The 19350-nt window shown below is 58.0% G+C and carries 22 protein-coding genes and 2 pseudogenes; 7 read left to right on the forward strand and 17 right to left on the reverse strand.

The features are described 5' to 3' along the window. Positions 1-226: 226 nt before the first annotated feature. The 4 genes from AC5ZFO_RS36385 to AC5ZFO_RS36400 all read right to left on the reverse strand — a co-directional run bounded on the left by AC5ZFO_RS36385 (position 227) and on the right by AC5ZFO_RS36400 (position 2632). A complete protein-coding gene (locus AC5ZFO_RS36385) occupies positions 227-466 on the reverse strand; it encodes an HAD hydrolase-like protein (protein ID WP_496123314.1) in 240 nt (79 codons plus the stop codon). 570 nt (positions 467-1036) lie between these two features. After that, entirely contained in the window at positions 1037-1807 is a 771-nt protein-coding gene (locus AC5ZFO_RS36390; RefSeq protein ID WP_496123315.1) for an SDR family NAD(P)-dependent oxidoreductase, read from the reverse strand. Next, positions 1804-2271, reverse strand: a complete 468-nt coding sequence (locus AC5ZFO_RS36395) for a PfkB family carbohydrate kinase (RefSeq protein ID WP_496123316.1) — start codon at positions 2269-2271, stop codon at positions 1804-1806. The genes AC5ZFO_RS36390 and AC5ZFO_RS36395 overlap by 4 nt, the downstream gene beginning before the upstream one ends. Positions 2272-2425: 154 nt before the next feature. Next, a complete protein-coding gene (locus AC5ZFO_RS36400; RefSeq protein ID WP_496123317.1) occupies positions 2426-2632 on the reverse strand; it encodes a PfkB family carbohydrate kinase in 207 nt (68 codons plus the stop codon). 506 nt (positions 2633-3138) lie between these two features. On the opposite strand from AC5ZFO_RS36400, the gene AC5ZFO_RS36405 reads away from it, so the two are divergent. From AC5ZFO_RS36405 to AC5ZFO_RS36415, 3 genes are all read left to right on the forward strand, one after another. Next, on the forward strand, positions 3139-4251 hold the full coding sequence (locus AC5ZFO_RS36405) for a hypothetical protein (protein WP_496123318.1): 1113 nt from the start codon (positions 3139-3141) through the stop codon (positions 4249-4251). Between the two features lie 728 nt (positions 4252-4979). Then, on the forward strand, positions 4980-5399 hold the full coding sequence (locus AC5ZFO_RS36410) for an SET domain-containing protein (RefSeq protein WP_496123319.1): 420 nt from the start codon (positions 4980-4982) through the stop codon (positions 5397-5399). Positions 5400-6016: 617 nt separating this feature from the next. Next, positions 6017-6274 carry a hypothetical protein gene (locus AC5ZFO_RS36415; RefSeq protein WP_496123320.1) on the forward strand — a complete coding sequence of 86 codons (258 nt, stop codon included), beginning with the start codon at positions 6017-6019 and terminating at the stop codon, positions 6272-6274. 501 nt (positions 6275-6775) lie between these two features. Here the strand turns inward: AC5ZFO_RS36415 and AC5ZFO_RS36420 are convergent. Next, the gene (locus tag AC5ZFO_RS36420) at positions 6776-7042 is read right to left on the reverse strand and encodes a DUF3551 domain-containing protein (protein ID WP_496123321.1); all 267 of its coding nucleotides are present in this window, start codon (positions 7040-7042) and stop codon (positions 6776-6778) included. Between the two features lie 840 nt (positions 7043-7882). Between AC5ZFO_RS36420 and AC5ZFO_RS36425 the strand changes: the two genes are divergently transcribed. Then, the gene (locus AC5ZFO_RS36425; protein ID WP_496123322.1) at positions 7883-8566 is read left to right on the forward strand and encodes a helix-turn-helix domain-containing protein; all 684 of its coding nucleotides are present in this window, start codon (positions 7883-7885) and stop codon (positions 8564-8566) included. Positions 8567-8697: 131 nt separating this feature from the next. Here the strand turns inward: AC5ZFO_RS36425 and AC5ZFO_RS36430 are convergent, their stop codons facing one another. The 8 genes and pseudogenes from AC5ZFO_RS36430 to AC5ZFO_RS36465 form a co-directional block, all read right to left on the reverse strand. Continuing rightward, positions 8698-8976, reverse strand: a complete 279-nt coding sequence (locus tag AC5ZFO_RS36430; RefSeq protein WP_496123323.1) for a hypothetical protein — start codon at positions 8974-8976, stop codon at positions 8698-8700. Next, positions 8973-9455 carry a HipA domain-containing protein gene (locus AC5ZFO_RS36435; protein WP_496123324.1) on the reverse strand — a complete coding sequence of 161 codons (483 nt, stop codon included), beginning with the start codon at positions 9453-9455 and terminating at the stop codon, positions 8973-8975. Before AC5ZFO_RS36435 ends, AC5ZFO_RS36430 begins: the two co-directional genes overlap by 4 nt. Positions 9456-9469: 14 nt before the next feature. Next, entirely contained in the window at positions 9470-9907 is a 438-nt protein-coding gene (locus AC5ZFO_RS36440; RefSeq protein WP_496123325.1) for a HipA N-terminal domain-containing protein, read from the reverse strand. A gap of 84 nt (positions 9908-9991) precedes the next feature. After that, the gene (locus AC5ZFO_RS36445; protein ID WP_496123326.1) at positions 9992-10276 is read right to left on the reverse strand and encodes a helix-turn-helix domain-containing protein; all 285 of its coding nucleotides are present in this window, start codon (positions 10274-10276) and stop codon (positions 9992-9994) included. A 657-nt stretch (positions 10277-10933) separates the two neighbouring features. Beyond that, positions 10934-11137, reverse strand: a complete 204-nt coding sequence (locus tag AC5ZFO_RS36450) for a transposase domain-containing protein (RefSeq protein ID WP_496123327.1) — start codon at positions 11135-11137, stop codon at positions 10934-10936. Next, positions 11115-11983: pseudogene (gene tnpC, locus AC5ZFO_RS36455) on the reverse strand (IS66 family transposase). Before tnpC ends, AC5ZFO_RS36450 begins: the two are co-directional and overlap by 23 nt. 38 nt (positions 11984-12021) lie before the next feature. Next, complete coding sequence (tnpB, locus tag AC5ZFO_RS36460; RefSeq protein WP_496123328.1) at positions 12022-12375, reverse strand: IS66 family insertion sequence element accessory protein TnpB; 354 nt, start codon at positions 12373-12375, stop codon at positions 12022-12024. Continuing rightward, positions 12356-12697: a transposase gene (locus tag AC5ZFO_RS36465; RefSeq protein WP_496123329.1), complete on the reverse strand. Its 342-nt coding sequence runs from the start codon at positions 12695-12697 to the stop codon at positions 12356-12358. The genes tnpB and AC5ZFO_RS36465 overlap by 20 nt, the downstream gene beginning before the upstream one ends. A gap of 1278 nt (positions 12698-13975) precedes the next feature. Here AC5ZFO_RS36465 and AC5ZFO_RS36470 point away from each other — a divergent pair. Continuing rightward, a pseudogene (locus tag AC5ZFO_RS36470) lies at positions 13976-14116 on the forward strand (IS110 family transposase); the annotation flags it as partial. A gap of 107 nt (positions 14117-14223) precedes the next feature. Here AC5ZFO_RS36470 and AC5ZFO_RS36475 read toward each other — a convergent pair. Continuing rightward, positions 14224-14349: a hypothetical protein gene (locus AC5ZFO_RS36475; RefSeq protein ID WP_496123330.1), complete on the reverse strand. Its 126-nt coding sequence runs from the start codon at positions 14347-14349 to the stop codon at positions 14224-14226. A gap of 1001 nt (positions 14350-15350) precedes the next feature. On the opposite strand from AC5ZFO_RS36475, the gene AC5ZFO_RS36480 reads away from it, so the two are divergent. Then, on the forward strand, positions 15351-15995 hold the full coding sequence (locus AC5ZFO_RS36480; RefSeq protein ID WP_496123331.1) for a hypothetical protein: 645 nt from the start codon (positions 15351-15353) through the stop codon (positions 15993-15995). Positions 15996-16112: 117 nt separating this feature from the next. Here the strand turns inward: AC5ZFO_RS36480 and AC5ZFO_RS36485 are convergent, their stop codons facing one another. Continuing rightward, complete coding sequence (locus tag AC5ZFO_RS36485; protein WP_496123332.1) at positions 16113-16325, reverse strand: hypothetical protein; 213 nt, start codon at positions 16323-16325, stop codon at positions 16113-16115. An 891-nt stretch (positions 16326-17216) separates the two neighbouring features. Between AC5ZFO_RS36485 and AC5ZFO_RS36490 the strand changes: the two genes are divergently transcribed. Then, positions 17217-17429: a hypothetical protein gene (locus AC5ZFO_RS36490; protein ID WP_183257874.1), complete on the forward strand. Its 213-nt coding sequence runs from the start codon at positions 17217-17219 to the stop codon at positions 17427-17429. 84 nt (positions 17430-17513) lie between these two features. On the opposite strand, the gene AC5ZFO_RS36495 is transcribed toward AC5ZFO_RS36490, so the two are convergent. Together AC5ZFO_RS36495 and AC5ZFO_RS36500 are read right to left on the reverse strand one after the other, a co-directional pair. Beyond that, positions 17514-17882: a hypothetical protein gene (locus tag AC5ZFO_RS36495; RefSeq protein ID WP_496123333.1), complete on the reverse strand. Its 369-nt coding sequence runs from the start codon at positions 17880-17882 to the stop codon at positions 17514-17516. A 119-nt stretch (positions 17883-18001) separates the two neighbouring features. Continuing rightward, on the reverse strand, positions 18002-18259 hold the full coding sequence (locus AC5ZFO_RS36500; RefSeq protein WP_496123334.1) for a hypothetical protein: 258 nt from the start codon (positions 18257-18259) through the stop codon (positions 18002-18004). Positions 18260-19350 lie beyond the last annotated feature (1091 nt).

Consider the following 19350-nt stretch of genomic DNA (forward strand, 5'->3'; position numbering starts at 1 on the left):
CACCGCGCCAAGGTTACGATCAGCGCGTCAATATTGTCGACCACTCGTTATCCGCCAGCAGCCGCCAATTCGCTCCTTCCCTCCGATCATGCGCAGCAGCGTCGACTTACCCGACGCGAATGGCCCGACGAAGACAACGAATTTGCCTGGTAGATTGTCAGGTTAATTCCGCAGGATCGGGACAGCTCCATAGACTTTGCTGGCGCCTTCCAGACGAACATCGCCGTCACGCTCTCCTCTGTCGCGGGCTTCCAACCAGCACCGGGATCTCAATCTCTGCCAGACTCGATACGACGAAATCTGGTTGCGCCAACGCAGGATTCTGTCGGAATGGAACGCCGGTCGTGACCAGCACGGTTGGAAGGCCAGCTCGCTTACCGGCCTGAATATCCGTCGCAATCTGGTCACCGATCATCTGTGTGGCTCTGCGTACCGTCCCTAGGCGGGAAAGCGCCGTTCTGATCATGTGCAGCTCGGGCTAACCAACGATCAGGGATTTGACTGGGCGGCACCAGCCACGGCCGTAATTATTGCCCCTGCTCCCGGTTCGAAGCCATCGGCGATCGGCAAGAGAAGATCAGGGTTGGTGCCGATGAGAGCGGCTCCGTTCAACATCGCGTCAACAGCAATCCGCATCTTCTCATGCGTGATGCGGCGATCGAGACCCGTCGTGACGATCTCCGGCTCTTGGTGAGTAACGTCGAAACCTACCGCGGGGACAGCATTCGCAAGCCAGGGCGCGGCGATGATACATACGCGGCTCGCGTCCAGGTACTTCGTCCGTGCGAGTTCTGCGGCTGCAATCGCGCACGTAACCACTTCGTTCGGCGCGGTTGCAAGGCCAAAAGCTTCCAGTTTTCGGAAGACGTCCTCCGGACGTGTGGGTCGAATTGTTCCTCACGAAGCAGAACGGAAGTCCGGCGCCTGCCATCGCGTAAACGATTCTATGGCATCATAACTGCGGCATCTCCACGATAGAGGACGCCATTGCGGTCCGATCCCAGCGACTGACGGCCAGTTGAGGTGAGAGATTGGGCTAGCCATTCATCAGCATCCCGCCGTTCACGTGAACGATCTGCCCTGTCATGTAGGAAGCCGCAGGACTTGCGAGGAAGACGGCTAGCCCTGCGATATCCTCAGGCACTCCAACCCGTCCCAACGGGATCCGGCCACCATGCCGCGCTTCAGTCTCCTCCCGCGGGCGACCGTGCATGGGAGTATCAATGATACCAGGCGCGATCGCGTTCACATTGATGCTGAGCCGCGCGCATTCATAGGCAAGTAGTTTGGTCACATCGTGAACGATTGCCTTCGAAAGACAATAATCGCCTCCGCCGGCCTGATAGTTGAAAACCGCACCTTGCGAGGACAGCGAGGAGCCGACATTGACGATGCGTCCGCCCTTGCTTTTCATGAAGCGCTCGACAACTAATTTTGAACAGCGCAGGACGGCGATCGAGTTGATCTGGATCGTGCGTTCAATTTTTTCAGCGCTACCGCTAAGCAATGGCTGGGCAGATTTTATGCCTGCATTATTGATCAGCACGTCGAGCCGGCCAAAGTATTGCTCGATCTCTTCAAGGACCCTACCGACGTCCTCCTCGCGCGCGACGTCCATGGCCATGGGCACTATGCCGTTGCCATAGGGCAGTCTTGGCAGAGTGTCTCTGAGGTTCTCCAGATTGGCATCGGTGGCAACGACGTTCGCGCCTCCCTGGCGAAACGCGTTAGCAATGGCGGAGCCAATACCGCCGGCTGCCCCGGTGACGAGCACCGTTCGGCCTGAAACTGAGAACTGTTCGGTCATTCCAACTCCAAGATCGTTTGAGGCCGTAGAAACTCGCCAAGTGCCTGGGCTGTCGGCATTGAGCTTTGAGCGCGGGCCGTGTCACACATAAGGCTGCAGCCCGCTAGCGCCTTCCTCACTGCTTCCTTTAGAGGCAATAGCTGAGCGAGCGATGCTGCGAATGCCTCATTGAAAGCATCTCCTGCGGCCGCGGTATCGACGGCCTTGACGGGAAACGCCCGCAGAGCAAAGGAGCGCGTGGCATCAGGTCCCTCCGCCCCGAGCGCGATCAGCGCGGCACCGGGGCCCGAGATCAAGCACTTCGCCGCCGCACGCGCGGCGCTATCGAAGTCGCCTACCTCGATGCCTGTCAGCTCGAAAGCTTCCGTCTGGTTCGGCGTGAGGAAATCAGCGCTTCTCCACGCAGTCGATGGAAGACCTGGCCCTGGCCTTACCGGCCGGGTTGAAAACAAGCTCGAAGTCATTTTTACGCTTCATCTCGAAGAGTCGATTGAGCGCAGGGATCGGCATACACTCATTTCCGCGACGATTGTATCGTGCTCTAATTGCGCTCTCAATCATATCCAGTGCCATCTTCGATTGGCGCCTGGGTCTATGACGATCATGTTGGTGCCCTCGTCAGCGACAGACCGTAATTGGGTCAGTGTAAACCCCAGCTTCCATAATCGATTTAAAAAGCGACTGGCCGGCATCATCATCAACAATATGCTTGTAGAAGTGTGGTTTCAGGCCGAGCCGGGCGGCAGCAACGGCTTGGTTTGCGCCCTTTCCTCCACGGTGACGGGTCACCGTACCCCTCTGTCTATGCGAATGTATACTCTCCACCTATAAGGTAGCCCGGACGTGGGTCCTTCCGCCGCGCGCGGAATCAACATCACGGGATGAAGGTTTTTGATGGATGATGCCTTGCGAATGCAATATTCGAGCCCCTCTTGGCGACAGGCAACATATCGCACGTTCGCTTCCCCTTGACATCGGTGGCAGCTGCAACGATTTCTGCACTGTCCGCGCCATGCCTTCAACCTAGAGGTCTGCCTCGCGTCGGCCACCATCCGGAGAGCACCGTCAGAAGACTTCCCAGCTCAGTACGCACTTTATTTTAGGACGATTTTGTCGCCCGCCATGATGGTACTCCACAAAATAGACCCTGCTCGTGCCAGCTCCGACTTACCCAGCCAGCAAAATTCGATCCGGCATTTCTTAGCGCGTTCCTCGAGTGACTGTGGCGATCGGGCAGGCCCATTTGGCTCACCGAATTCTCTGAGTGCGTCAGCTTGTCGACAGCTGGTCCTAATAGAGCGAGAGCGGCACACTCCAACCGGGGGGCAGACATGGACCCATTTAACAGCATCAACCCATTCGACCCAAAGTTCGCTGCGTACAACGCCGCGGTGCCGCAAGCGCAACAGCAGCAAGCCGAGTTTGAACCGTACTTGGATGAAGTGCCGCAAGTTGGCACCTCGGCGGTCGTAGATGATCCTCTTTCCGCTCATCCCCACTATCCTCATCTGTCTGAAGAAGGCCTCAGACTCGCCGAGACCTTGGGACTTGAGCACCAGAGGGCCGACGGTTCTCATCCCGAACACGCAGTCACCGGACGCGAGGACGCCGCTGCCCTGATGGGTGAGGACTACACCGGCCAGTTGAGGCCTGCGAAGAGGCAGAGGACACTAAGCGAGACGCAAGCCGATGCCATTGAGCACCAGCCCAGCGAGCCTAGCAATTCAGCCGCTCGCGAGCTGATTGAACAGGCTGGCACACCGTTTCGGGCCAGCGGCCCGTTGATCCTTCCTGCGGAAGGCTACTCTCAGGATCTGCTGTGGGCGATGCTGGAAAGCGCCGGCTCATCGCCGCCTCTCGAGCCAACCGAGCGTCATGACCACGCCGTGGATTCAGGAGCGGCCATTCGCCCCTTCAACTCGCGGCAGGACGACCAGCGTACGTCAGCCGCGCATGAGGGTAGCAGCGTCCCGCCGAGCCAGGACACCCCACCCGCTCCTTTCATCGTTCATAACGGCCGCTTCACGGCGCTGTTCGTGCCCGCGGCGGCGATGAGGGGCGGCTCCCCACTCAATCTGTCAGGCGCAACCATTCATTACGGATCTCGACCGGAAAACGTTCCACAGCCCAGCGCGCGGCCGGCGGATCGGCCCTCGCCAGCACTGCTTGCAGGGACGATGGAGCAAGCCGCTCCGGCGTCCGCCAGGGCTGAGACGACGTCGCCCGCGGGCCGCGAGATTTATGCTGCATCATTCGCCGTTCCTGAGGGCTTTTCGCACGGCACACAGCCCGCCCCAATCACGATGATCTCAAAGCTCGGCCACTGGGGCCTCTTGCCGGACGCAGCGCAGCCGATGAAGCAGTACGACATTCGCGGCGAGCGTTACACGGCGCTCTTGGGGCCGGGAGGACCCAACGACGTTCGGCTCATCCATCATCCATAGATGTAGACACCAGGGACAGTCGCTACGTGAGAGGCCAGTCCAGATAGCTCAGGTAGCGGACTTGTTGTTGGACGATAGCTTGCTTCAGCGCCTCTTGCGAGCTTAGTGAGGTTCTGGGCGGTGCGGATAGGTACTGCCGGTCCCGATGAACTTGCGGGCGCCATTGCTTAGCGGCTCCTTGTTGAGCCGAACAGCCATGGCGCCTTTTTGTTTGTAAAGAGCCTGATCAGGTTGCTGGGCTGGTTGCGGCGAGGTGATAGTGCAGAAAACTCGGAGGTGACTGCCGACCCCTCACGGGGCGCTCGGCACTATAATGTCTGCCCATGTCTCCACTTTCTTTCTAGCAGGCACAGGAACGAATGGGCTTGACGCATTCGCCCCCTGCTCGTGAAGGCCTTGAGGAAGGGCTTGTCGGCGGCTTGCCAGGGCCGCGAGAAAGTCCAGCGTGCCGCCGCGCTGAGAGTCCACAGGTCGCGATTGCGCGACACGAACTCGCCTCCTTGATCGGCGCGGATCTTTGCGCGGAACCCCATCGACCTGCAGCCCCTTTTCAGTCATCACCACGATGGCGGTGCCACGGAAGGCGATCCGGAGCATGCAGCCGAATGCCGAGTACCTCCAAATTGTGATGAAGGCGGGGATAGACGACCCTACCAATTCGTGCAGGAGATTTGGCAGCTCACGTCAGTTAGCTTGCTGGTTGCTAGTGACTTTGGAAGCTTTCTTCGATGTTGATTGTTGAAACTATTTTGAAGCCAGACCAGTTTGGCGGTATTGGACTTTTCTCCGCTACTCGTTTGCCTAAAGGTGCGTTAATTTGGATCCACAACCCGACCGTTGATATTGCGGTGACGCCCGAACAATACGAAACTCTAGCTCCAACATTCCAAGCTCTACTTGATAAGCATGCCTATCCGAGAGACTACAAGGTTAATGACGGCCTCCTAGAGTATAATGCTGACAACGCTCGCTTCATGAATCACAGCAGTCATCCAAACACATATCAAGACGATCATTGCAGAATTTTCACAGCCCGTGACGTACAACCTGATGAAGAACTGACCTGCGATTACTTATCCTTCGATCCAGGGTGTGACTTATCGTGGAATAAGGAGCCATTGCCGAACATTGGTGCCGCAGCGGCCTAGGCGGCGATGGATTGGAGACGCAGTCTGACGACTTCGATTTCGTCGGCGAATTAACGCCGTGGAGAGTTTCGGCAATTGGTTGTGGCCATCGACAGGCGCCAGCTTTTCTAGGCTGCCTGGTCGAACTTGAGTCGTGCCGAACGCAGTCTTGTTCGTCAGACTTCGCTTGGCACGCAGAGCGCGGTGGCAGGGTCGGGAGCGTGCTTTCGAGGACATTGGTAGCCTTCGACGTGGAGTTCACGAGGTCTGTAGAGCCTACCTGGTCAAGATCTCCGCGGATGCTCCCGATCTCAACTTTTTCACCAGGTAGGATTTTGATGTCTCGATCAACTCACAATCGCTGCTGAGTTGGCCCGATAACTGGTCCTGCTATCATCTTAAGCATGCGCTGATAGTGCTGCCCCATATCAGAGACGAAAGATGTGCTGCTCACGAACGCACTTGATGGCAACTCCTTGCGGCTCGATATTTGCTTCTCGAATTGCTCTCGCACGCACGTAAAAAGGCCCCTTTTTCGATCCAGACGCGAGCTTGAGTACAGGGAGACCCGTTTTAGGTTTTAAGATCTGCGACTATCGAGTGCTCAAATTCTTCGGCCAAGGCCCATTCGATCTTCCTTGGCGGCCTATCAAGCACGCCTAGACGCTCAAAGGACGCTGCCGAAGGCGCATATCGATATCGATATCGAAAGCCGGAAAGATGACGGCAGCGTCCGTCTTGAAGCCGACCGGCACTACTCCTTGCTTCTCGCGCAGTCCGGCTCCCAAAAACTAGCACGCACTGAACTTGCAACGTCCAGCTACTTGCCATGGACGACAGCTCGCGGGGTGAAAAAGAACATCCACGCTGAAGGGATTCGTGCACACTCCAATTAAAAACATGGAAGTAGCGCACGAGCACGAGCCTTCGAAGCTCGTCGCTCGATGTAGGCACTATCGACGTTCAATTGTCGGCCTTGAAACTATTGTCAGGAAGTTGACGCGATACACTCTTGGGAAAGTCCTGCAGAATACGGACTACGAAGTCGGCTCCGTGGTCCGTGGTAAACTTCGTAGTATCACGCTGTGGAGACTGAAGCATCTGACCCAATCGACAGCCGCAGCCGGCCCACTAATGTTAAGTCAAATTGCCTGGTTATTTTCGGTTTCTTGGAGGGCTGTCTTGATGAATCTCCGCTCGGCCACTGTCTGGAACGAGTGTTATATTCTTCATTTGTCTGTGGCGGAGAAGCACAGGCAGGATATCCGCGGGGCTTAGCCGACATCCAAAAAAGGCGTTCCAGCGCAGAACAGGTGAGGCGAACGAACGGCAACAGGAGCCTGCACGAGCAGATGTTTCAAACCCGCCGCTTGGCGTACCAGCAATTCTGATTCACATCAGCGCGATTGTCTTCCTTGCCGCTCGAAAGCGTAGGTCGGATTGATGCCGCAATAGGCGTATGTACCTGATGCAGTAGCCATGCACTGGCCATAGGTCGAGAACTGGCAATTGCCCGGATATCCCCAACTGCGTCCCTGCAGACAATAGACGTCCTGGCGTATCGGTGGCGTGTACGAATGAGCCCGAGAACCAGCGGTCGAACGCGATCCTGAGCCGACGAGGATGGGAAGTGCGAGCACTCCGATAAGGAGAAGGTAGCGCATGAGACCTCTTGCCTCCGTTAAGTTCACCAGAGGATAAAGGATCTGAATGGCACCACTTGATCTTAGTCAATGGCAGATTGCCGGGGGACACTCCGCAGGCTAGCGCCGGAAAGAGTTCTCAGTGTGACTGGTGCTGCGGGCGCGAATGAAGTCTTGCGGGCCCGTGGGTACACAAAAGCCCAAGCAATACGACGCCCCCCCGGTACGGCGCCGCGCTCAGTTCTTGAACGTCGGTTACACTTTCTGCGCAGCTTTCCTGCCACTTTCCCTGGCAGAAAGACTCTTATGGGCGCGCTTCGGCATGTTTGTGCGGGTTCGCGTAGCAGGCACAATGTACGAGCGTTAGATTCGTCTTTGGCGATGGCCTCTAAACGACGGGCGCGCTCTCGAGAGACCCAATTTGAACTGGCGCATGAATACAGATCTGCCCTTCTAGCCCTTTTACTTAAGGGCTCCTGGGCCGCCACCTGCTCTTCTATCATTCTTGTGTGCGTATTTGCGCTAGAAATGCATTCTCGCGCAGCTCTAGAGCGTCGTCCGACTATTTGCCGCCGATTCTCAACCGAAGGCTCGATGACGCAATCTGAATGAAGGCCGACATCGAACCTGTCGCAGCGCCCCCCTGTCTCTTGCAGGTCAGTCGCGGCGGGCTGCTTCAAGTCAAAACCAGTTCAGCGTATATAGCCTATGCTTGTGTAAAGCGGGCCGCACTTGTGCCGCGCCACGCCGGTGCGCGGCACTGCGTTACAACGATACGACTTCTTCTTTTCATACAAGCTTGTGACGCACTCGCGCGCCCCCGCAGATTGCGCCCGACCAGTGGTTCAGGAGTGCCGGACTATGTTTGTAAGCATCACCACAGACCAAAGATCTTGCCGTAATGCGCTCAATGAGCTCGGCATATCGAGCGGGTCAAATCCGAGCGTCAGCCTGAATGAGTTCACTTACAAGAAGGGTAGGACGATCTACATCGAGAGTGACCCCGCCGAGTACGTTTATCAGGTCATGAAAGGGGCGGTACGGAGCTACAAACTACTGTCCGATGGGCGACGCCAGATTGGCGCATTTCATTTACCGGGTGACATTTTTGGATTCGAGAACGGTGGGGTACACCGATTTAGCGCGGAAGCCGTTACGCAGAGCGCTGTTCGCCTGATCAAGAGGCACACTCTTGATGCGATCGCCCAGACTGACGCAGTTGTCTGGCGTACCTTGCTCAGCATGACCACGATTAAATTGCAGCACGCGGAGAACCATATGTTGCTGCTTGGACGTAAGACTGCTCTCGAGCGCGTTGCCGCTTTCTTGCATGAGATGGATGTGCGGCTCATGGCTGTTGATGTTATGTCGCTGCCAATGTCTCGGCGAGACATCGCGGACTACCTGGGCTTGACCATCGAGACCGTCTCACGCGCAGTGTCGCAATTGCATAGTGATGGCGTTCTTGATTTCATCGGCAATACTCAACGCGAGATCATGATTCTAGACCGGCAGCGGCTCGCTAGTTTCGACCTGCAAAGTTGAGCGCCGGCCGAGTGCATGCAAGCCGTAACTCGGACGAGCATGAGGCGGCGCAGCAACGGGCTTATCAGGCAGCCGTGCGGCGAGCGCGCCGATATCGGAATGAATGAGCTCGTGGTTGCGCTCGACTCCCTTCAACTGATGGATGATCTGTATCCTAGATCCCCTTTCAGAACGTGTTCGCAATACTTGGCTCGCGTACCCAAAGCCGTTGCGAATCGCTCGATGACAGCGTTCTCCAATCCCTCCTTTTGCGCGCGCGTGCGAATGTCCGCCACCAGGTCGTGGATCTGCCCGGCCATGGAGATCAGGGTAGCGATGAGCACGTCCGCATTAACACGCGTCTCGCGCGCAAATTTTTGCCACTGGCGCAAGCCAATTTGATCGAGCTTGTATTCACCCCCGACTTTCATGGCGAGTTTGATCTTGCGCTGATCGACATGGTCGTAAGGAAGAATGCTGGCGATGTCGTAAAGGGGGCGAGACGCACGAGAGGACCGCTGGCCAGAAGCAATGAATAGTTCTTGGCGTGAGCATCAGAGCCTCCAATGAGCCAGTTGAAGACCAAAGCGCTGACGAACGTCTCAAGGTCAGCCTCGCAGTCTGCCGAGTAGGTACGCAAGAGCTCGACAGTATCGGCAGGTGGTCCGCCCTCGTTCTGGTATTTCTTGGTCGGCAGGATGCCCATGGCCTGGTAGATATCTTCGTGATGAACGCGGATGATGTCGTTCCCGCTGACCTGCCGATCGTAGCGTTCAACCACGATCGCGATTTCCTGTTCGAAGCGCATCACCTTGGTCTCAGCGGCTGGCAGTCCGAGCTCGCGAGCGAGCTGCAGGCAGATATGCTCATTCTCGGCGTGACCATCGAGATGGACCGTCGGTGGTTTCAAAATGTGGGTGGTCGTTATGCGCCCGAACGGAATGCCTCCATTTGTTGTCTTTTGAGGACAAGCGCGGTTTTCGGCTGGGCGCCCACAAGACTGAATTGACCGGTGTCGCGGGGCAGACGCCAGGCAGCGTGATCTTCACGCAAGACTCCAAGCCGGTTTGCTATTTCCGGCTTATCCAGCCATTCGATCTTGTCGTCTTTGCCTGTGTTCAGAGCCTCCAATCGATCAGGCGTGACGAACTGGACGGCCCCGGCGCAATCCTCGCCGACGTTAGAGATGAGGGCAAACACGTTGCGCGCCGATGCCTGAAATTTCTTGGCCCAGCGCTCGAGCACCTGCTCGTTGTCAGGAAGCAGCCCCCACAAGAAGGCTTGAACGGTGGCTGGACAGTGCTCCTCGGCGGCAAGCGGCATCGATAGCGAAAGGGGTAGGCTCCGTCCGCGTTGCGTCATGCATTGTCGTAGACGAAGATCAGCCGGCCGCGTGCGTCACTGCGGACTCGGCTTCGGTGCCATCCAAGAGTGAGAGCTTGGCCATTATGTCTTGCCTTTCTTGGCTTTGGTGACGATGGCGTTGATATCAACTGCGGAGGTAGACCCGCGGCTGGTGGGCGCTCCACTATTGGCATCCACCGGGATGCCGAGAACGTCGAGAGCACGGAGGACAAGGGCCATCTCTGCGCGGGGATGACCGTGCTCGACCTCGATCAGCCATTGGCGGCTAACGCCAATCCGCTTGGCCAGCTTCGATTGGTCTAGCTTGAGGCGTTTGCGTCTGTCGCGAATGACGGCGCCGACGTCGGCAGGTGTACGGATAAGCATGGCAATCCCCAATGTCATCGTTCGGTTACATTAGCATATGTCGCCGTTCAGCGACAATCGAAATGTCGCCGTTCGTCAACATCCCGGAATGTCATCGATCGCCGACATCGTCGGTCCGGAAGTATTAATCTTCAGAGACATAAGGAGGACCGGCATTGGCAAGCAATGCCCGTTTCGCGCTGGGGCAAGTTCCTAGCCTGTTCAGTGTCTCCTTGCTCGCGGCATGAGCATTTCCTTCTGGCCGCTCGATACCCCTGCGGAGCTTCTTCACCGCTTTTGCGGGTCTGAGAAGATGATGACGTTGCGAGCCATGCTGCCCTCCCCGCTCGATGCGTGGCTCCAACCCATGCTTCGGTGATTCACCTCTACCGGCCAAGTAGAGCCCACGACCACAACCCTGGCCCGTGGATAAGGCGCACAACTCCTCCGATATTCAAAGTCGGCCCTTACTCGCGATGCCGGTTCTCAGGGAGAACAAGGCGCGCGGCGCCTCAGCCCGCTGCGGAATTTTTTGGCCTGAAACCGATACAGGAAGTCCGCCGCCCGCTGGGTATTGGACGAAGCCTTGATCGCGCGTTTGTCGTTCTTCAGCACCTTGATCCAAGAGGGGATATAGCAGGCGTGCCCCTCCCTCACCGTAAGCGCTCAGCCGGGGCCCTATTGAGGCTGGCTTGACGTTTTGCGGAATCGCCACGGCATGAGGTCTTCGATCCTGCAATGGGGATGGCCGTCGATGATCGCCTCGAGTGTTTCGGTGATGTAGGCAGCCGGGTTGACGCCGTTGAGCTTGCAGGTAGCGGCGATCGAGGCCAGCAAGGCCCAGTTTTCTGCCCCGATTTCATGACCGGCGAAGGAGAGCATTTTTTCTGGTCAGGCAGACTGGCCGGATGGCGTTCTCGACAGGGTTCGTGTCGAGCTCGAGGCGCCCGTCTTCGAGGAAGCGGGTCAGCCCCTGCCAGTGATTGAGCGCGTAGCGGATGTCCTCGGTGAGCGTCGAACCACTGGAGATCATCGACAGCTGTTTCTCGAACCACGGCTTTAACGCGGCTATCATGGGCAGCGAGTGCTCCTTGCGCGCGGCCGGCCGGATGTTCGGCGATGAGCCGCGTACCATGGCTTCGATGGCGCAAAGCTGTGCGATGTGCCGAACGGCGGCCTCGTTGATCGGCGATTTGCTGTTGCGGGCCAATTTGACGAAGCGCCGGCGCAAATGGCTCCAGCAAGGGACGAGCGTCCACGGCCCTTGCGGTCGAGCAACTTCGGTTAGTCGGTCATAACCGTCATAGGCGTCGCATTGCAGGAAGCTTCCGTTGAAGCCGTTCAGGAACTGCTCAGCGAAGGCACCGCTGCGGCCGGGAGCATATCGGAACAGCACGATCGGCGGACTTGGGCCGCTGTGGCCTCGGTCGTCGGACACGGTCGCCCAGAAGTAGCCTTTCTTCGTTTGGCCTCGCCCGGGATCAAGCACCGGCGCTGTGGTCTCGTCCATGAACAGGCGATCCGCCATGGCCAGGTGGCGACGCATGTGGTCGCGATGGGTTGAAGATGGAAGTAGGCGCGACCGGACCAGTTGCCCAGTGTCGCCCGATCAAGCCGGATGCCCTGGCGCGCATAGATCTCGGCCTGACGATAAAACGGCTTGTGGTCGCCGAACTTGGAGACGATCACGTGCGCGATAGCCGCTTCGGTCGGCAGCCCGCTGGGCACGACGTGCTCAAAATAGCTTCCGAGTCATTCTGCCGCAGTTATCCCGCCGCCTGCGGGCGCCGCGCTTCCTCCGGGCGGACCAACCTCCAATCGAGGCCCTCGAAGAAGGCCGCGAACATCGCCGGCGACATGCGCATCACGCCGTCCGTGATCGTTGGCCAAACGAACTTGCAACCTTCGAGGCGTTTGTGCACCAACACCAGGCCCGTTCGATCCCAGACCAAAATCTTGATCCGATCCGCTCGTTTAATCGGAACACGAAGGCTGCGCCGCTGAACGGGTCGAGACGAAGCATCTCCTGCACCTTTCGCCGCAAGCCCATCGTGGCCACAGCGGAAGTCGATTGGCCGCGTTGCAACGTAACTCTTCAGATCAGCACCGGCCGCAATCATCGTGACGCTCGAGCACGCGGATCACCCGGGACAGCTGCTCGGCATCAATGGCCGTATCCGTCCACAGCACGATATCACCAATCGCAATCTCAAGCTTGATTGCCGGAGCTTGACGCTCCTCCAACCCACCTCCCACCACCAGAGGCGCGAATGTCGGCTGCGACGCTTCGCACGCCGGCAACAGGCCTCGCTGTTGAAAGCGCCGTCGACAGTCGTAGATCTGCCAGCGCGTCGCTCCATACTTGCGCGCCACCTCGGACACCTGGGCACCAGATAACAGGCTCTCGGCGACGATCCGAGCTCTCTCTGCTTCCGAACGCACACGGCGCCCCGACGGCCCTTCAAGAACCTCCAGCCGGCATGGTGGCCGCACTCCGCCCAAAGGGCTGCGAGTTCGTCTTGAGGCTTAAAGCCGAAGAACCCACCCGATGGGTCACCGCGGAGCCACGCTTGCGCATTCGCGCTTAGAGCCTGCCGGCGATTCAGTTGGCGTTTACGAGGCGCCATGCATCACCGCCGTTTAGCGGGAAGCACAGGCGGACGGCCCGACCCTGCTTCCCCGATATCAAGTCCGAGTTCGCGAAAAAGTCGGGCCATGCCAGTCCGACTGTCCCGCTCGATTCCAACGGCCGGGTGCGCGCGCGGGGCTGCCAAACCTGTCTTGGTACGCCATCCCATCTTTTGCAATTATTTTGCGTGCATCTTCTGCGCGGTCGTACGTTTCGCAAGCCTTCGTCAGCAGAATCATGTGGTCGGCTCGAATTCATATTCCGCAACGGCGCCTTTGAAGAACGCAATCGCTTTTTTGCTAAAATGTTTCGGCGCCTTGTACTGGGTAGTCATCGTATTCCTTCAGTTAAAAATCCGATTTGAACGGGGTCACCGTCGGTAAAAGATTGTCCATGGGCCGGTCAGAGCCCTTCATTTCGTATTAAAGATCGAAGCCCCCTACCCATCGCCGGCCACCGTAAGAACCAAGTCGTCAGTTCGGCGTTATCCCCGCGCTATGGAGCCGTTTCGCGGAGGTCTAACGATGGACAACCAGAACCGGACAGCCCTTTTCCTATCCGCTATCGCCTTGGCCATCGCCATTGGATCGGCAATCACGTCAGAGCGCGTCGATACTCGTACGGCCAGCAACGATGCACCTCCCGGAACGGTAGGCCTCGCTAGGCCACACCCGCCGCTGGACCGTGCGGCCGGTGAACCGATACAAACGGTAGGCGGGCCGCCTAGGGTGAGTATTCGGCAGCGTCCCTGACCGAACACCGGCCGCCGCGGGGCAAGGCCGCCGTCCGGCCTCGCCAGCGCGTTCTAAGGGCATGACCACCGCCTGCTCCAGAAGCACAAACTCGTTGGGGCTTCTGCCTATAACACCCACGATTATTCCGATTGCTCCGGTACTCCTCTAAGGAGTAATCGGAGTAACCAGAATAATCAGAGTTCTATAAAGCTAGCCGCGCGCCTGCCCGAACTGGGCTAGATGCCGTAATGGGCCCTGCTCGGAGCAAGGGTCATGGATGGTGGCTGTCCCCCGATAGATGATGAAACGGGGTCACGACTTGAGTCGGCCCCAAGCATCTAGAGACGGAGGACAGCCGTGGAGTATTATGCCGGAATCGACGTGTCATTGGAACTGTCGAGCGTGTGCGTTGTGGATGCCCAGGGTAAGATCCTGAAGGAAGCGAAGGTCGCGAGCGAACCCGACGCCTTGGTTGAGTTTTTTGAGACGCTCGGGCTCACCGCTCCCTCTGACAGCATGATGTGGCGACCAGGCATTGACCACGGACAGAAGCATGAGCTCGGCGGCGTGGCGTTCACTCGGGAGGCTTGACATCATCGGGCCCATTACAGAAGCACCGTGTAATAGCCGATGCGAGGCTGCATCACTTCGCCGCCCTTGACCATCTTGCGCAGCAACACGCGGACATTTTCTGGCTTCATACCAGCTAGCCTGGCAATCGCCGCCGGCATCTGTTCGTCACCTGTCTCCTTCAAGACTGTAACGATCTTCCGCCGCTCATCCGACTTCCGTACATCGTCGGCATTTCCAAGGACCTACCACCTGCCGCTGTCGAAGCGCATTGCCGTCTCGATTTCCTCAATGTCTCGACCGCGGCCATAAGGGTCGTGCCCTTGGCGTCCCGGTTGAGCACTAACGGGGGCGAAAGGTGTTTGATGTCTATCGCAATGACAAGCGCGACTTCCTCGTTCTAAGTACAGGCTCTGCCGTACCCGTGCTTTACTCTGCACATAAGTGGCGCAAGAGCAAAAAAATATCTCAAGGTCAGCGACGAAATCAAGTCAGCCGTTCAAGCACAACGCTATTACCTCCGAAGCTGCGGGCCACCAAGGAGCTATGATCGAGGTCGAGTAGGTCGCCGGCCGGTGTTCTCCATTTGCAATCTCTACAGCATCACCACAAACCAAGCCGCCATCCTTGCGCTACCCGAGTCGTGCGCCTCTTTGCGCCGCAGCCTTCACTTAGGCTTCATTGTAGGGGGCTGCGCCCGCTGAACGCTTCCCTGTACCGCCGCCTGCGAAGTTCGGATTATGGCGGCCTCAAACACCGCAATACGGTGATCAAGTTGCCATAGCTCGATGTCGTTGACATCAACTAGCTGCTGAGCACGTTCTCGTGCTTCCTGCTCGTCGGCACACTGCAAATTGGCCACGCTTATAACGCGGTGGTGCTGATCCAAAAGGTAAGCTCGGTAGTGCGCCATCCCTACGCCCCCAAAAGCGAAAACAGGTTACTCCATTGATGCAACGGGAAACCACGGAAATTTGGATTCGAAAGTTCACGCTTAATGTCTATCCAATTCAAAGTTGGTTCGATGCAGGTGGCTGACTACGCCGAGGCCGCATCTGGTCACGGCTTCCTAACGATACGCCGAATGGTCGGGCCGATCCCCCCAAGGCAAGGCCGGTAATTTTGACGATCGACGAGGAACGTGATGTCTGGATTGCGCGCCATGGATGAGGCCAAAGCATTACAACAGCCGTTGCCGAATAATGCGCTCAAGATCGTGATGGGGCGGACAACGAAAGTCGGACGGCAGGCTGAACGAGAACAGCTGATCGGTTATCTCGTGAGGCCAGCGGCTGCGCAAAACGACGGACTACAGGGCGCCACCACGACGCGGCCTAGTGTCGTGGTGCATGCTTATGGTGGTGAGACACCGTCCCTCATTCCCGGTTTCAATACTGACCTGATGCGTGACATCATCACGCAGCCGGGATCGAAGATTCCGGGTCACCCGATGGACAATGCCGTGGCCTGCCATATCACCAAGGGGGAGCTTCAGATCGACCAGGACGAGAAGACGTTCACGGCCAAAATGATTTTCGGCTGGACCTGCAACGAGGGCATCAAGGAGCAAGCTTCCAGGGCAGGCAATGCGGATCACGGACCTAATGGCCTGAGGCCTGCCGAGGCCGCTTCAGCCGACGGCGCCCGATACTCTACAGGTTCACGACGTCAACAATCCATGCTCGCGCATCGCAACAATATTCAACGCTATCGCCACTTATTGCGAACCAACCTGACAGAGCTTGAGGCCGCCATGGTGCGGCCGATGTGCGGTCGCAATCGCGTGACCCCGCTGTCCGCTGTTTGACAGCCGCAGAGCAGGAGCAAAAGAGCAAGGGCGCGGCTCGCCCACAAACGTCAGGTCATCGCGCCCCTCTGCGATTTGCGCCGAGAGAAACCGGGGCCCCTTAAAAGGGACCCCGGCTCAGCCTAAAGCCAGCGGTTCTGCATCAACTTCACGCAGTGCGCCCACGCCTCTCGCTGCTCGGTGTGCATAAAAACGGCTTCGACCCCCGTCAAGATGGAACCGAACGTCAGCCCGATTTCCGTCCGTGTGTGCTCTCCGCAGATCCAGTTCAATATCCGACAGCATTTTCGCTTCGGTGTTCGCTGGCGTCTTCGTCTGATCGTGCTTCATTGTCGTGTCTCCTGGCGGCGGCTTCCCGCCGCGACAACCCTTAGGGAGACGAGACCGGACTCTATGAAATAGACGTGCTCGACATTCCTCTTCGGCTCTTGCAGAACGTTCTTTCCGGACGATCGGTTAAAGGCACTTTGAAATGCACAACGCCCTTCTTGTGGTCTGCGGAAGTGGCCTGGTTATTTCGCTTATCGCGGCGGCCTATGGCCTCGACTTGAGCGCTGGCGTGTTTTGAAAAAATTGTTTAACGGCAGCTGTGACGGGCGGGAAACGCGATGAGGGCGTATAGGGCTCCATCCGATTCCTTAGTGTCGATCGTGTCCCAATGGCAGAGCCGGGCCTGTGTTGCGTTAGCGCAGGTCCGACGAGCGCGTATCCACGTTGACCGAACCTTAAATTGACTTGCTTCGTTCGGTCGATGGCCAGCCCCTGCCTGTCTCCGTTGGACAAAACACAACTCTGTATTGTAGCGCGACAATTGGATCGAGCGGCTAGCGCAATAGCTGCGGTCGAAGGGACTTTTCGCACAAAACATGCGAGGCATGCACGAAAAACGCTGGCAACCAACGCGAGGAAACAGGTATCCGAGCATTAGGTTTGCGCGTTAGACGACGTTAGCGCAAGCTTGGAGTTCGCGGTGAGTCATCTACTCATTCCGACGCTCCCTTCGAGACATTCCTTTCTGACCCGGCCGCGCGGAATGTCCGCACGGACATATAAGGGCTTTTAGCGCACGCTGCTAGGCACCCGCGCCTGGAGTCCGCGGTCATGATCTGCGACCTCTCCAAGACGATCTGTGCCTTCTCGGTCTCACAGATCCCAGCGATCTGACGCAATCACAATTCGATTATATCAACGAGGAGGCTGCGCAGAGCTATGGGAATCTTAGTGAGCTTCCCCGGTCATTACTTCAGCCGGGATTTTAGCTTCAAGGTCTGTGTGCGATGCGATGGTATCGCCGATGGTCTGACGACTCATTGCCCCGGTGTGGAGTTGCCGCCGCTCGTCGGCTGCAACGTCGCCGCTGGCCTGCTCGATTATGACGAACGCTGCGGCTGGCACTGGCGCATGCCATGGCATTCGCGCAGGCCGCTGGAATGAATTGGTTTCGGCCCTCAATCTATGAAAAGTCATCGTCTGGCTGGATATCAACGAGCCTTTCGTGATCTTTATGCTCGATGAGCGCTACAAGCCAGTTTTCGGGCCGATGGTGTTGCACTGCTTTAGGCTAGCCACGACAACCGGGTTGTCGCTGCGAAGGCCAGCAGACACCGCGTAGTCCATCAGACCTTTAAGTAGCTTCCGGAAGTTGCTCGCGGCGGATGGCGTATCGGCCATCTCGTCAATCAGCTTATTGATGTGTTTTGGCTGAAGGCCAGCAATCGGTCCTTCGCCGTGCTTATCAACAAAGCGGTCCAGCACGCCGCTATAGGTGTCGCGCGTGCTCACAGCCAAAGCCTTGAATTCAGTCGAGCCGTAATAGGCGCGCACCACCGCCGCTATGCTGCCGACCTTGACACGCCGCACCTCTGGCATCCGCTCGTCAGCGCTCATTGCCGCACGATAGGCCGCCCAGAATTCCCGCGTGTACAAAGGCGCTGGCAAGGCGATTTGCGCCCTGCCCGGCCGTCGCAGATAGACGCGGGGCTTGCCGTGCCTATCGACGTACTCGTTTACGAATTTAGGCTTTCGCCGCCGCATGCCTTGTCCCAATAGCCGTCGTTTTCATTCGCGACTGAAACACCGTCGAACAAGCGATCGAGGTCCTGGCCCACAGCAACACGCCAAGCACTCTGCTTCGGCGCTGGAATATTACCGGCTTCGCGCCGGGCATCGAAATGCGTTGGACTGATGCCCAGATAGCGGGCACCAGCCGCACGGCGCAGGCCACGCGGCTGTACGCGATGGTTATCGTTTGCCGGATTGGGCAAGAGCGTGCCCCTGGAAAGGATGCTCTGCTTTACCTCGTCGGCCGCAGCCGATGCACCGAGCGAGTCAAACGCCCGATGGGATTATACCACATACCGCACGGGCCGTGGGGGCGCGGTAATGTTGTGTTTCCAGTAAACGTTCACAAGCTGACGAAGTAGCGAGCCCGCCCGATCGCTGAGGCAGGCTGCTGCGCCCCTTCAGGCCAGGTCGCCCGACGGCCCCGGAGGAACCGCGGTTGCGGCTCGTTAGTTATTTCTTGCTGGCTCGTCCGTCGAGCTGGCGGAGCGGCCCCGGCCTAACCCCTTGCCCCCTGCAGCCGGCGCCGTCTCGCCGCCCAAACGAAGCGCGATGAGTTGTTTCGTTTGCGAAGACGTCGGCTGGGTGTGCGAAAGTCATCCTGATTATCCATGGGACGGGACTTGCCCCTGTGGCGGCGCTGGCGCGCCGTGCCCACGCTGCAACATGCCGGCAGAGGGGCAGCCACCTCGGATGCCCGAGGGTTTCAAGACGGTGTTTGACAGGGACGGTCGGCGACATTGAGCGAGCGGCTTTGGTGATGAGGCGGCCCGCAAAAGGCGGCCATAAAGCGGCTTACTCGTCGATCCCGTGGAGCTAAGTGCCCCACCCTCGCGGATGAGGCGCCGTGGTGATTAAGGCTCACCAAGAAGTAGCGCCAACTTGCGGGCGACAGATCTTCGGCCCGACGATCTGCGTCCCTCTGAGATTGATCAAAGAGAATAAAAGAGGCCGCTAGTGAATTGAGCATCGAACGTAAAACGTCCGCCCCCTACCGGCAATTGCAGACGGCGCTTAAGATGGTGCGAAGCTCGAAGGCTGCCGAATCGACCAACCATTGAAGTGGCTTTAGGATGAAACACGACGATTTATTAGCTGGGTTACGAAAGCTGCTCGTCGCAGCTGGTTTAGCGACGCTTGGGTCATCCGTTCTGGTGATCCCAGTCTCCTTCGCCCAATCATCGGCAAATTGCCATGCCTATGCCGAGGATTACTCTCTTCGCTATTCGACGCCATGGGCAAGGTCGACTTTCAGAATCGGGGGACGTCGCGCCGGCGTTGGTACGTTGGCGGC

The organism is Bradyrhizobium sp. Unk1, assembly GCF_059512345.1.

Excerpts from the sequence above, each read along its gene's own strand:
- AC5ZFO_RS36385 (WP_496123314.1), bottom strand. The coding sequence starts at position 466 with ATGATCAGAACGGCGCTTTCCCGCCTAGGGACGGTACGCAGAGCCACA.
- AC5ZFO_RS36390 (WP_496123315.1), bottom strand. The coding sequence starts at position 1,807 with ATGACCGAACAGTTCTCAGTTTCAGGCCGAACGGTGCTCGTCACCGGG.
- AC5ZFO_RS36395 (WP_496123316.1), bottom strand. The coding sequence starts at position 2,271 with ATGACTTCGAGCTTGTTTTCAACCCGGCCGGTAAGGCCAGGGCCAGGT.
- AC5ZFO_RS36405 (WP_496123318.1), top strand. The coding sequence starts at position 3,139 with ATGGACCCATTTAACAGCATCAACCCATTCGACCCAAAGTTCGCTGCG.
- AC5ZFO_RS36410 (WP_496123319.1), top strand. The coding sequence starts at position 4,980 with ATGTTGATTGTTGAAACTATTTTGAAGCCAGACCAGTTTGGCGGTATT.
- AC5ZFO_RS36420 (WP_496123321.1), bottom strand. The coding sequence starts at position 7,042 with ATGCGCTACCTTCTCCTTATCGGAGTGCTCGCACTTCCCATCCTCGTC.
- AC5ZFO_RS36425 (WP_496123322.1), top strand. The coding sequence starts at position 7,883 with ATGTTTGTAAGCATCACCACAGACCAAAGATCTTGCCGTAATGCGCTC.
- AC5ZFO_RS36430 (WP_496123323.1), bottom strand. The coding sequence starts at position 8,976 with ATGAAAGTCGGGGGTGAATACAAGCTCGATCAAATTGGCTTGCGCCAG.
- AC5ZFO_RS36440 (WP_496123325.1), bottom strand. The coding sequence starts at position 9,907 with ATGACGCAACGCGGACGGAGCCTACCCCTTTCGCTATCGATGCCGCTT.
- AC5ZFO_RS36445 (WP_496123326.1), bottom strand. The coding sequence starts at position 10,276 with ATGCTTATCCGTACACCTGCCGACGTCGGCGCCGTCATTCGCGACAGA.
- AC5ZFO_RS36450 (WP_496123327.1), bottom strand. The coding sequence starts at position 11,137 with ATGCTCTCCTTCGCCGGTCATGAAATCGGGGCAGAAAACTGGGCCTTG.
- tnpB (WP_496123328.1), bottom strand. The coding sequence starts at position 12,375 with ATGATTGCGGCCGGTGCTGATCTGAAGAGTTACGTTGCAACGCGGCCA.
- AC5ZFO_RS36475 (WP_496123330.1), bottom strand. The coding sequence starts at position 14,349 with ATGCCGGCGGCGATTGCCAGGCTAGCTGGTATGAAGCCAGAAAATGTC.
- AC5ZFO_RS36480 (WP_496123331.1), top strand. The coding sequence starts at position 15,351 with ATGGATGAGGCCAAAGCATTACAACAGCCGTTGCCGAATAATGCGCTC.
- AC5ZFO_RS36485 (WP_496123332.1), bottom strand. The coding sequence starts at position 16,325 with ATGAAGCACGATCAGACGAAGACGCCAGCGAACACCGAAGCGAAAATG.
- AC5ZFO_RS36495 (WP_496123333.1), bottom strand. The coding sequence starts at position 17,882 with ATGAGCGCTGACGAGCGGATGCCAGAGGTGCGGCGTGTCAAGGTCGGC.